This is a genomic window from Marinobacter shunpengi (assembly GCF_045449715.1).
Classification (GTDB): domain Bacteria; phylum Pseudomonadota; class Gammaproteobacteria; order Pseudomonadales; family Oleiphilaceae; genus Marinobacter.
This window is the reverse complement of the sequence record NZ_JBJJLA010000009.1, coordinates 209007-220494: the sequence shown is the minus strand read 5'-3', so window position 1 is coordinate 220494 and position 11488 is coordinate 209007. Positions and strand designations below refer to the sequence as shown.

General features: G+C 64.1%; 13 protein-coding genes. 5 read left to right on the top strand and 8 right to left on the bottom strand.

All coding sequences use genetic code 11. The features are described 5' to 3' along the window. Positions 1-76: 76 nt before the first annotated feature. Positions 77-556, top strand: coding sequence for an asparaginase domain-containing protein (locus ACJO3T_RS04065; protein WP_406965950.1), 480 nt, complete (start codon positions 77-79; stop codon positions 554-556). 5 nt (positions 557-561) lie between these two features. Here the strand turns inward: ACJO3T_RS04065 and ACJO3T_RS04060 are convergent, their stop codons facing one another. From ACJO3T_RS04060 to ACJO3T_RS04050, 3 genes are read right to left on the bottom strand one after another with little or no spacing between them, the layout of a single operon-like run. Next, complete coding sequence (locus tag ACJO3T_RS04060; protein WP_406965951.1) at positions 562-1275, bottom strand: pseudouridine synthase; 714 nt, start codon at positions 1273-1275, stop codon at positions 562-564. Further along, entirely contained in the window at positions 1266-2300 is a 1035-nt protein-coding gene (locus tag ACJO3T_RS04055; protein WP_406965952.1) for a metal-dependent hydrolase, read from the bottom strand. The genes ACJO3T_RS04060 and ACJO3T_RS04055 overlap by 10 nt, the downstream gene beginning before the upstream one ends. Before the next feature lie 25 nt (positions 2301-2325). Beyond that, on the bottom strand, positions 2326-3537 hold the full coding sequence (locus tag ACJO3T_RS04050) for a lytic murein transglycosylase (protein ID WP_406966190.1): 1212 nt from the start codon (positions 3535-3537) through the stop codon (positions 2326-2328). Positions 3538-3731: 194 nt separating this feature from the next. On the opposite strand from ACJO3T_RS04050, the gene ACJO3T_RS04045 reads away from it, so the two are divergent. Next, positions 3732-4565, top strand: coding sequence for a response regulator (locus ACJO3T_RS04045; RefSeq protein WP_406965953.1), 834 nt, complete (start codon positions 3732-3734; stop codon positions 4563-4565). Here ACJO3T_RS04045 and phoR read toward each other — a convergent pair. From phoR to ACJO3T_RS04020, 5 genes are all read right to left on the bottom strand, one after another. Then, positions 4536-5876, bottom strand: a complete 1341-nt coding sequence (gene phoR, locus ACJO3T_RS04040; protein ID WP_406977855.1) for a phosphate regulon sensor histidine kinase PhoR — start codon at positions 5874-5876, stop codon at positions 4536-4538. The genes ACJO3T_RS04045 and phoR overlap by 30 nt on opposite strands. A gap of 68 nt (positions 5877-5944) precedes the next feature. Beyond that, complete coding sequence (gene phoB, locus ACJO3T_RS04035; protein ID WP_406965956.1) at positions 5945-6634, bottom strand: phosphate regulon transcriptional regulator PhoB; 690 nt, start codon at positions 6632-6634, stop codon at positions 5945-5947. Positions 6635-6771: 137 nt separating this feature from the next. Beyond that, on the bottom strand, positions 6772-7659 hold the full coding sequence (gene ubiA / locus ACJO3T_RS04030; RefSeq protein ID WP_406965958.1) for a 4-hydroxybenzoate octaprenyltransferase: 888 nt from the start codon (positions 7657-7659) through the stop codon (positions 6772-6774). Positions 7660-7754: 95 nt separating this feature from the next. Continuing rightward, entirely contained in the window at positions 7755-8330 is a 576-nt protein-coding gene (locus ACJO3T_RS04025; protein ID WP_406977854.1) for a chorismate--pyruvate lyase family protein, read from the bottom strand. Then, positions 8311-8868 (bottom strand): hypoxanthine-guanine phosphoribosyltransferase, encoded by a 558-nt coding sequence (locus ACJO3T_RS04020; protein ID WP_406977853.1) that lies wholly within the window; start codon positions 8866-8868, stop codon positions 8311-8313. The genes ACJO3T_RS04025 and ACJO3T_RS04020 overlap by 20 nt, the downstream gene beginning before the upstream one ends. Before the next feature lie 245 nt (positions 8869-9113). Here ACJO3T_RS04020 and ACJO3T_RS04015 point away from each other — a divergent pair, with 245 nt between their 5' ends. The 3 genes from ACJO3T_RS04015 (at position 9114) to tesB (ending at position 11475) form a co-directional block, all read left to right on the top strand. Continuing rightward, positions 9114-9281 (top strand): rubredoxin, encoded by a 168-nt coding sequence (locus tag ACJO3T_RS04015; protein ID WP_406965961.1) that lies wholly within the window; start codon positions 9114-9116, stop codon positions 9279-9281. 11 nt (positions 9282-9292) lie between these two features. Next, on the top strand, positions 9293-10480 hold the full coding sequence (locus ACJO3T_RS04010; protein WP_406977851.1) for an FAD-dependent oxidoreductase: 1188 nt from the start codon (positions 9293-9295) through the stop codon (positions 10478-10480). 128 nt (positions 10481-10608) lie between these two features. Next, positions 10609-11475 carry an acyl-CoA thioesterase II gene (tesB, locus tag ACJO3T_RS04005; protein WP_406965964.1) on the top strand — a complete coding sequence of 289 codons (867 nt, stop codon included), beginning with the start codon at positions 10609-10611 and terminating at the stop codon, positions 11473-11475. The last annotated feature ends 13 nt before the right edge of the window (positions 11476-11488 follow it).

Here is an 11488-nt window from a genome sequence, read left to right as displayed (position 1 = left end):
GCGGGCGTATCGGTTATCATGGCAGTCTGGGCGTCCGGGGAGGTCCCGTATTCCGTCATTTCACAGGAGAACCGCCATGATCCATCTGTTCACCACCGGTGGCACCATCGACAAGATCTACCACGACGCCAACAGCGAGTTTGCGGTCGGTGACAGCCTGCTCCCCGAACTGCTGGAGGAGGCGAACGTCACCGTGCCCTGGTGCATGACCGGGCTGCTCCGCAAGGACAGCCTGGAGATGACCGATGCCGACCGGCGGCGGGTACGGGACGCGGTGGAGGCCTGCCCGGAGCAGCGGATCATTGTTACCCACGGTACCGACACCATGGCCAGTACGGCGGCGGTGCTGTCTGGCATGGCCGACAAGACCATTGTGCTTTTTGGCGCGATGCAGCCGGCCAGGATGCGCCGCAGCGATGCGGTGTTTAACCTCGGCTTTGCGGTGGCGGCAGTGGGCCTGTTGCCCCCGGGGGTGTATGTGGCCATGAACGGGGAGGTGTTCGAGGCCGGCAGGGTCAGGAAGAACCTGGAGGCGGGGCGTTTCGAGCGCGGCTGATAGCGTTACCCGGGGAGCGCCAACCGGCGGATCTCATCCTCGGTCATGTTCCGGAACTCGCCGGGTGCCAGGGTGTCATCCAGTGTCACGGAGCCGATCCGGTGGCGGTGCAGGGTCTCCACATGGTTGCCGATGGCGGCCATCATCCGTTTGACCTGGTGATAGCGCCCTTCCGTGATGGTCAGGTCGACCACGGTGTCGGACTGTCGCTCCACCACCGCGGGCCGGGTGGTGCGGTCTTCATGGCGCAGATAGACCCCGCTTTCCAGTTGCCGGCAGCCATCGTCCGTCAGCGGTTCCGTCAGGGTCACCCGGTAGGTCTTGGGGCACTGGTGTCGGGGGGAGGTGATCCGGTGGGACCACTGACCGTCGGAGGTCAGCAACAGCAGGCCGGTGGTGTCCAGGTCCAGTCGACCCACCGGGTGCACACGGGTCGCCAGTTCCTCCGGCAACAGGTCGGTCACCACCGGCTGGCTGGCATCGGTGGTGGCGCTCAGCAGGCCCGCCGGCTTGTGGAGCATCAGGTACCGGTGCCCGGGCAGCGACAGCGGTTCGCCGTCCAGGGTAACGGCCGCCGGGTCCGGTATCGGGGCTGATGCCTTGCTGACCGGATCACCATCCACCAGTACCCGGCCGGCCTTGATGGCGCGGCGGGCGTCCTTGCGGGACAGGCTGGTGCAGCGGGAAAGGTAGGCGTCCAGTCGCATGGTCAGGAGCAAGTCTCGCCGGCGGGCAGCGCTTCGGAAGTGGCCATGCAGAGGACATCGGCCTCACCGGTGAGTCGGGACCAGAAGGCCCGCAGGGCGTCGTCACGCATGGCGGGGCGTGGCTCCTGGGTGCTGTTGGTGGCGGTCCACTGGTCCTGGCTGTTTCGGCGGGCGATGACGAAGGTGAACGGATGGGCGCCGGGTACGCCCAGCCGGATGTCGGTGGCCAGCAACCGGTCATCGCGCTCGAACACGTCGAGGAAACTTCCGGTAAACCAGATCAGTCGCTGACCTTCCGGGAATGAGGCAACGCGGTCGATGAGGACCGGGTTTCTCGGAAAGCGTTCGATGGTTAGTGGCTGGTCACCCTCCAGTGGCCCGGTGACGATTTCCAGCCGTTCATCCTCCCCCAGTACCGTAACCCGCCACAACAGCGTGGTGAAGGGCATGGGCTGGACCATGCGTGGTGCCTCCGACAGTCCCTGGGTGGCCAGCTCATTGCCAACCCGCCCGTCCACCAGGGCCTGGGCGCCCAGGGCCCAGACCAGGTAGAGGGACGATAGCGTCAGCGCCGCTCCCTGGGCCCGGGGGGTGGAGGGCTTCCACACGCCATAAACCACAGCCGCCAGCAGCGGCAGCGTATAGAGCGGGTCGATGATGAATATGCTGGTGGTGGCCACGGGCGGGCCGAAGGGCCAAAACAGCTGGGTGCCGTAGGTGGTCAGGCAGTCCAGCAGCGGATGGGTCACCAGGATCAGCAGGGTGAAGGCCAGCCAGCGGGCCAGGGAGAGCTGGGGTTTCCAGCGATGGAAGGTCAGGGCCAGGGCTATGCCCAACGGCACCAGCACCAGCAGGGAATGGCTGAACCCCCGGTGCTGGGTGAAATTGGCGATGGCGCTGCCGTAGTCGATGATCACGTCCATGTCTGGCAGCGTGCCCAGCAGGGCACCACCGACGAACGCTACCCGGCCAAGGGTGCGTCCGGCCACGGCTCCGCCGATGGAGGCGCCCAGGACCGCCTGGGTTATGGAATCCATAGCGTCATATCCTGGTGCTGTCCGTTCATGACGATGTCGGTTGGACTCCCAGGCTTTCCAGCAGTTCCGGCCCCGGGAAACCATCGGCGATCAGACCCTCGCTGGACTGGAAGCGTCGAATGGCGGAGCGGGTGTTGGGGCCGAGGATGCCGTCCGGGTGGCCCGAGTCAAACCCCCGGGCATTGAGGGCGGACTGCAGTTTCTGCACATCGTCCCGGGACAGGGCCGGAACGTCCTCCGGTGGCGGGTTTTTCAGCCCGTCAGCGCCGGCGATGCGATCCGCCAGGTGACCCACGGCAATGGCGTAGTACTCGGACCGGTTCCAGCCCATGATGACCCGGAAGTTGTCATAGGCCAGGAAGGCGGGGCCCCGGTGGCCGGCGGGAACCACCAGCTTGGCTTTGATGGGCTCTTCCGCCAGTGGATTGCCGTGTATATCGGTGACGCCCAGCGCATTCCACTGGGCCAGGGTCCGTTTGCCGGCCCCGGTCATGGAATAGTCGAATCCTTCGGGCAGCAGTACCTCGCGTCCCCAGCGGTAGTCCGGGTCCCATCCCATGCTCTGGAGGAACCGGCCGGCGGACATCATGGCATCGGGTACGCTGTTCCAGAGGTCCCGGCGGCCATCACCGTCGGCATCGGTGGCGTAGCGGAGGAACACCGACGGCATGAATTGCACGTGGCCCATGGCGCCGGCCCAGGAACCTTCCATGCGGTCCGGTTCGATGGCGCCCTCGTCGAGGATCTTCAGGGCGGACACCAGTTCCCCGGAGAAATAGTCACCCCGTCGCTTGTCGCAGGCCAGGGTGGCGAGGGCGCTGGGAACAGGCATTTTTCCGAAATAGCTGCCATAGTTGGTTTCAAGGCCCCAGAATGACACCAGGTAGGCGGGGGGCACGCCGGTTTCTTCGCTGACCCGGTTCAGCAGCTCACGGTGTTGCTCCAGCATTTCGCGGCCACGCTCGATGCGGGTCTCGCTGACCCGCCGGCCAAGGTAGTCGGCAAAGGTGGTGGTGAACTCCGGCTGATGGCGGTCAAGCTCGATCACCCGCGGCAGGAATTCCGCCCGGGCCAGGACAACATCGGCGGTATCCCGGGAGACTCCCTCGGCTACCGCCTGTTGCCCGATACGGGTGAGGCACTGTTGGAAATCGGCGGGTTCCCGCGGCTGGTCGGCACTGTCGTCGGCGAGGGTGGCCGGGGACAGACCCGTCAGGGCCAGGCTGCCGGTTACCATCAGGGCGGTGAACAAACGTTGTTGGGTGAAGGGATATGACATCCGCTGTCGGTATTTCAGGGTCTTGACCACGTAAACCTCTCAGTCCTGTTGAACAGGCTCTATAGTAGCGTGTTTGGGATCACGGTAAACAGTCCATGCCAGCGCCATTAAGGGACGGTGTGAACGGCGGGCGAATCGAGGATGGCAGAGTTATGGCAGTACTGAAAGCGCTGGTGGTTGATGACGCCAGTTTTGTACGGGATCTGGTGAAACGCACCCTGCGCCAGCGTTTCCCGGTGATCGAGGTGACTGAGGCACAGAACGGTCGCCGGGCCCAGTCGCTGATGTCCCGTGCCCGGTTTGACCTGATCCTCTGTGACTGGGAGATGCCGGAGATGTCCGGGCTGGAGCTGTTGCAGTGGGTGCGTGCCGAAGAGCACTACCGCCAGGTGCCGTTCATCATGATCACCAGTCGGGGCGACAAGAGCCACGTGGTGGAGGCGGTGCAGGAGGGGGTCTCGGAATACCTGGGCAAGCCGTTCAGCCCCGAGGGACTGAGCCGGAAGGTCATGAAGGTGATGGGCAAGACCCTGCAACGGGCGATGGCCGAGGGCGGGCGCAAACCGCCGGCCCAGGGTGACGCCTTCCGGGATTCCGCCGATCTGCTTACCGGCGCCAAATCCATCGTTGCCGACAGCGCGCCGGAAATCGCTCCCCGGAAGTCGGCCAGCAACGGTCGCCTGGTGGTGGCGGCTATCCGCTTTGCCGACAGTACCCTCAAGTGTGTGATCAAGGACATTACCCTGTCGGAGGTCCGGGTCATTGCCCGGCGGGACCAGGCCTTTCCGGGTATTCTCGACCAGGCGGTGGTGGACCTGGAGGTGGCGGACGGCCAGATGGCCCGGCTCAATGGCTATGTGCACCAGCTACAGGCCGTGGACAAGCGTCGGGATACGGATTTTGTCAGCGTGACCGTACGCTTCGTGGACGATGACCCGAAGAAGCTGGAAGACCTGTCACACTTCATTGCTGGTTTCAGGCGCTGATTCGTCTTCCGGGTCTGGTTCCGCCAGCCGTTCCCGGGGGAAGTGGCAGATGAACTCGCTGCCGTCGCCAATCTCGCTGAGGATCTCCAGTTCACCATCGTGGTTCAGCAGTACATGCTTGACGATGGCCAGGCCCAGGCCGGTACCGCCAGTTTCCTTGTGGCGGCTGGGGTCGGCCCGGTAGAAACGCTCGGTGAGCCGGGGAATATGGATGGGGTCGATGCCGATGCCGGTGTCCTTCACTGACAGGTGGGCACCGTCGCGGTTGGTAAACCAGGTCACGTAGATGCTGCCCCTGGCGGGGGTGTACTTGACCGCATTGAAGATCAGGTTGGAAAAGGCGCTGCGCAACTGGTCCTCGTCGCCCCGCAGGTGATGGCGGTCGCCGATATCCAGGTGGAATTCGTGGCCGGAGTCGCCACTGAGGGCCCGGGCGTCCTGACAGATCTGCTCGCACATGGTGCGGATATCCACCGCCGCTTCGGCGCCGTGCTGCTCCCCGGTTTCCAGTTTCGACAGCAGCAACAGGTCAGTGATCAGTGCTTCCATGCGGGTGGACTGCTGGGCCATGGTCTCGATGGCCCGCTTCCACCGGGCCGGCAGTTCGTCGGAATAGTCCACCATGGTTTCCAGGTACCCACTGATCACCGTCAGCGGCGTACGCATCTCATGGGACACGTTGCTGACAAAATCCCGGCGCATCTGCTCAAGCTGGAACAGGCGGGTGACATCCTTGACCACAATCAGGCGGTCATCCTCTCCGAACAGGCTGATCTGGATCTGCAGGTGCAGGTGGGATCGGGCGGGGGAATTCAGTTCCAGGGGCTCGCGGTAGTCGCGCTTTTCGAAGTAGGCCTGGAAGGCGGGCGCGCGCAGCAGGTTCTGGATGGGCTGGCCACGGTCGGTCTGGCGCTGGAGACCCAGCAGGTAGGACGCGGAACCGTTCCACCACACCAGCACGCCGTTGGCATCGGTCATCACCACACCGTCACGCATGGCATTGGTGGATTCCTGCAGGCGGTTGAACTGGGCGAGCAATCGGTCCTGGGTGGCCAGGTGACCCTGGTGCAGCTTGTGTAGCCCGTCGAAGATGTCACCCCACAGACCGATGCTGGCCGGGGCTTCCTGGCCGGCGCCGGGATGGCTCAGCCACTGGTAGAGCTTGCGGGCCTGGGCGAGGGTCCAGCCCAGGTACAGCAGCAGACCGGCAAGCAGGCCTTGCATGGGGTACCCGAAGATGGCTCCAACCCCGGTGGCCAGGGCCAGGATGACCAGGATCAGTCTCAGATATCGGGACCACTTGTAATTCATGGAAACCTGACCTGCTGCTCTCGTTGTACGGGCAGACTGCGATATTGCCGACGATGCGAAACCGACCGTCAGGCAGCCCTGGTCGAGAAGCGGTAGCCGGTACCGCGCACCGTCTGGATCAGGTGATCATATTGGTCGCCCAGGGCCTTGCGCAAGCGCCGGATGTGGACATCCACCGTGCGTTCCTCCACATAGACGTTGCCACCCCAGACCTGGTCCAGCAGTTGTGAGCGGGTGTAGACCCGTTCCTGATGGGTCATGAAGAACTGCAACAGGCGGTATTCCGTGGGCCCCATGCTGATGGCGCCTTCCGGTGCGGTTACCCGGTGGCCCACCGGGTCCAGGGTCAACCCATCCACTTCGATGGGGGACTCAACGCCCGCTGGCGTGGTCCGCCGTAGCACCGCCTTCAGCCGTGCCACCAGTTCCCGGGGGGAGAAGGGTTTGGTGATGTAATCATCCGCGCCTACTTCCAGGCCCTGGATCTTGTTGTCTTCCTCCACCTTGGCGGTAAGCATGATGATGGGGATTTCCGCCGTGGTTTCGTCCTTCTTGAGACGGCGGGCCAGCTCGACGCCACTGGTGCCGGGCAGCATCCAGTCCAGCAGGACCAGATCCGGCTGTTTGTCCACGATCAGGGCGTGGGCTTCGCGGGCGTCTGCAGCCTCCAGATAGTTGTAATCTGCCATCTCCAGGGCAACGGCGATCATCTCGCGGATCGGCGCTTCATCGTCAACGATCAGAACGGTCTTGGACATTGCGCTTATACCTGTAGTCCTTTAGTTGTTGCTGCCTCATTACAACGGGGAACTGTTACAAGTTTATGACAAAGGCGGCGTCCCATCCGAAAAAATACGGATTCCGTCGACGATCTGGCCGGCACCCGCAAACCGGCTCAGAAAAGCTTGTCCAACGCCAGGCCGGCAAACACCACGAAGCCGGCCCAGTTGTTGTTCAGGAAAGCCTCGAAACAGCCCTCGCGGCTCCGGTTCCGGGCCAGGTACTGGTGCCAGCCAAACAGCGCCGCCATCAGGGCCACACCCAGGTACCAGAAGAAGCCCAGCTCCGCCTGGGTACCCACCATCACCAGGGTGAGCACCACCATGGCCTGGAGGCAGCCGACAATCACCCGGTCCGCATCCCCGAACAGGATGGCGGTGGACTTGATGCCGATCTTGAGGTCGTCGTCCCGGTCCACCATGGCGTAGAGGGTGTCGTAGGCCACGGTCCACAATACGTTGGCGGTGAACAGCAGCCAGGTCAGGCGGCTCAGTTCACCGGCCTCCGCCGCCCAGGCCATGGGGATGGCCCAGGAAAAGGCGGCGCCAAGGAACAGTTGCGGCAGGTGGGTGTACCGCTTCATAAAGGGATAGATGAAGGCCAGCACCAGCCCGCCGAAGGAGAGGTAGAACGTCAGCGTATTGGTGAACAGCACCACCAGCAGGAAGGACGCCAGCACCAGCCCCAGGAACAGGGCGATGGCTTCCTTCGGCTGGATACGGCCGGAGGTGAGCGGGCGATCTTTGGTGCGCCGGACGTGCCGGTCCACCTTGCGGTCGGCGAAATCGTTGATGGCGCAGCCCGCCGCCCGCATGAAGAATACGCCGAGGGTAAACACCACAATATTGCCGATGGCGGGATAACTGCCGTCCGCCGCCAGCCACAGGGCCCACCAGGTGGGCCAGAGCAGCAACAGCGAGCCGATGGGGCGGTTGATGCGCAGCAGTTGCGCATAGTCCATCAGACGGTTGCGAAGGCTGGGTGAGAGGGTGGCCTGGGCCATCGGGTTACTCCATCGGCTGGTGATCGGACGACGGCAGTTTAGCATTATCGGGCCGTGTCGTAAGACTGGGCGATGGGTGACAGGCGTCGGGTCGTTTACCGGGGCTGGTCGAGCAGCGCGGGCAGGAAGTACTCGCCCACCAGCAGTCGGTGGTTGTCGCTGGAGAACACCGAGCGCCGGGCGCAACGGGGGGCGTCGGGGTCAACGCCGTGGCAGAGGCCCGCCTGCAAGGGGCCACGGCTCCATTCCCGGTGGCTGAACAGCCAGGCACCCAGGGGAATCCGGCCCAGATGGCGAAGGCGGCGGCCTCGGCCATTGAGGGTATCCAGGGGAATAATGGTGCGGGCCAGCACCCAGGGCCTGCCGTCGCCACAGAGCCGGACCTCGCGGATCCAGGCCCTCTGGCGGTGGGGGATGCCCAGGGTCAGGGCCTCTTCCCGGCTGGGGAGGGAGAAGCCTTCGTTGGCCACTTCCACATGGAAGCTTTCCCGGCAACGCAGTTGCAGGTGGCGGGTGAGGGAGCCCTCAACCTGAAGCCAGAAGGCGGCATTGCCCTGCAGGTCGGGCTGATGCAGCCGGACCTGCCGGAACGAGCGACACCAGCGTACAGCGGGAACGATGGAGTGTGCGTCGGGCTCGATCACTGCCGGGTCACAGTCCCTTGACCGCATAGATGCCCGGGGCGTTGCGCCAGTAGCCTTTATAATCCATGCCGAAACCGAACAGGAAGCGGTCTTCCACCTCCAGGCCGGTGAAGTCTGCCTTCAGGTCCGGGCGGGCCTTGCGGTCATGTTGCTTGTCCACCAGTACCGCCGTCAGTACCTCGCTGGCGCCATGGGCACGGCAGTAGTCGGCGATGGCGGTCAGGGTGGTGCCTTCGTCGAGGATGTCGTCCACGATCAGCACAGTGCGGCCGTCCATGTCGGCGTCCGGGCGCAGTTTCCATTCCAGGATGCCGCCGGTGGTTTCCTGGCGGTAGCGGGTGGCGTGGAGGTACTCGGCCTGCACCGGAAACTTCAGGCGCGGCAGCAACTGCCCGGTCAGGATCAGACCACCATTCATGACACAGAACAGCAGGGGGTTACGGTCTTCCAGGGCGGCGGTGATGTCCCGGGCCATGGTGTCGATGGCCTCGTAGACCTGCTGATCGGGGACCAGGCAGTCAGCTTCCGCCATTACCTGGTTCAGCTCGTCGACGGTGTTGGTCATAGTCGTCGGATCCTGTCGTAAAACGCGCAAGTATAGCGAAAATAAAAACGGTAAGGGAGTATCGGTGCCTGGCGGCGGGTACGCAAAAACAACGATTGCCATGGCGTTGGGCATGGGGAACGGGCATGGATTACGGAATCGTCCTTTAGCGGTTTCCCGGGTATGCGTATTATGGGCCTGAATTCATGCGCCCCGGCCAGACCAGACGTCAGGGGCGCGGACCGTTTTGTTTCAGGAGGACAGGCGTGAGGAAATGGCAGTGTGTGGTATGCGGCTTTATCTACGATGAGGCCGAAGGCTGGCCGGAAGATGGTATTGAGCCCGGGACCGCCTGGGAAGACGTGCCGGAGGACTGGGAGTGCCCGGACTGCGGCGTTGGCAAGGAAGACTTCGAAATGATCGAGATCGGTTGAGGAACGGAACCATGACAGCCACCCAGGGTAACCAGGCTCCCATCGTGATTATCGGCAGCGGCCTGTCGGGCTATTCCCTGGCCCGGGAGCTGCGCAAGCGTGACCGGGACCTGCCGCTGATGATGATCACCGCCGATGATGGTGCCAGCTATTCCAAGCCCATGCTTTCCACCGGGTTCACCAAGGCCAAGACCGCCGATGAGTTGGCCCAGGCGGAAGCGGGGGCCATGGCGGAACAGCTCAATATGGAGCTGCGCACCCACACCCGGGTAACCGGCATTGATCCGGAGGCCCATGAGGTGCTGATCGGCGATGAACGTCTGGCCTATGGCAAACTGGTGCTGGCCTGGGGTGCGGATGTTATCCGTCTGCCGGAGGCTGTCAGTGGTTGCGACCGGGTCTGCTCCATCAATGACCTGGAGGACTACCGGCATTTCCGCACGCTGGTAGAGGGCCATCGCCGGGTGATCCTGCTCGGGGCGGGCCTGATCGGCTGTGAGTACGCCAACGACCTGCGCAACGGCGGTTACGAGGTGACCGTTGTGGCGCCGTCCACCCAGGTCATGCCGGGGCTGTTGCCGGAACCGGCGGCGGACGCGGTCCGGCAGGCCCTGGAGGCTGAGGGGGTGAGGTTCCATCTCGGTGTGGCCGCCGAATCGGTGTCGGAGGAAAACGGCCAGGCCCGGGTGCAACTCAGCGATGGTGCTATGCTGCAGGGAGATGTGGTGGTCTCCGCAGTGGGCCTTCGACCGCGCACGGAGCTGGCGGCAGCCGGAGGCCTGAAGGTGGGGCATGGCATCCGTACCGACCGGTGGCTGGCCACCAGCGCACCGGATATCTACGCCCTGGGCGACTGCGCGGAAGTGGAGGGGCATGTGCTGATGTACGTGATGCCGCTGATGGCCGGGGCCCGGGCCCTGGCGGCGACGCTCACCGGAGAGCCGACGCCGGTGAAATGGGGCGCCATGCCGGTCATGGTCAAGACGCCCTGCTGCCCGACGGCGGTCTGCCCACCGGCCCAGAGCAGCGATGGCCACTGGGATGTCCAGCGCGAGGGCAACAGTGTGAAGGCCCTTTACCGTGACGCCCGGGGCGGGTTGCTGGGCTTCGCGGTAACCGGTGACCATGTGATAGAAAAGCAGGCGTTGTCGAAGGAGGTACCACCGGTACTGGCCCCGGCGCCGGAAGTCGCCGGGTAGTCCCGGCATTTCCCGCCTTGCGCTGAGATCCGGTATCCGGTAGAAATTACCGCTTCGTAACCTACCGACCCTCAGGGTCGTCCCGACGAACCGGCGTGCTGCCGGGTCAGTGTTTTTCAGGAGCAGGCATGCAGGACATTACCAGAGAACTGGTTGAATTGATGGATCTCGCCCCGATCGGCGATGACCACTTCCAGGGCCAGAGCGAAGACCTTGGTTTCCCCAACCTTTTCGGGGGGCACGTGCTGGGGCAGGCACTGATGGCCTCCACCCGCACCATCGAGGGCCGCATGCCCCACTCCATGCACGCCTATTTCCTGCGCCCCGGCAACGCCCGCGCGCCCATCGACTACGAAGTCCAGCGGGTGCGGGACGGAGGCAGCTTTTCGGTGCGGAGGGTGATCGCCCGGCAGGACGGCAAGGAAATTCTCACTGGTTCGGTGTCCTTCCAGGTGGAGGAAGAGGGTTTCGAGCACCAGATGGACATGCCGGAGGCACCGGCCCCGGAATCCCTGAGCACGGAGCAGGAGCTCAACCAGGACCTGCTGGACAAGGTGCCGGAGAAGTTCCACGACCAACTGACCCGCAACCGCCCCATCGAGATACGCCCGGTGGATCCGGTCAATCCGCTGGCACCGGAAATCAAGCCGCCGCAGAAACAGAGCTGGTTCCGCGCCCAGGGCGAGCTGCCGGACGATCCCATTCTGCATCGCTGCCTGCTGGCCTATGCGTCGGATTTCGCCTTCCTGGGCACGTCCCTCAATCCCCACGGTGTGGCATTCATGACCCCGAATATGCAGGTGGCCAGCCTGGATCACGCCATCTGGTTCCACCGGGATCTGCGCATGGATGACTGGCTGCTTTATCACAAGGACAGCCCCAGTGCCTCTGAGGGCCGGGGCTTCAACCGGGGCAGTGTCTATAACCGGGAGGGGGTGCTGGTGGCCTCCACGGCCCAGGAAGCCCTGATCCGGCGTCGCAAGTCCGGCAAGTAGTCAACGGCCTGGC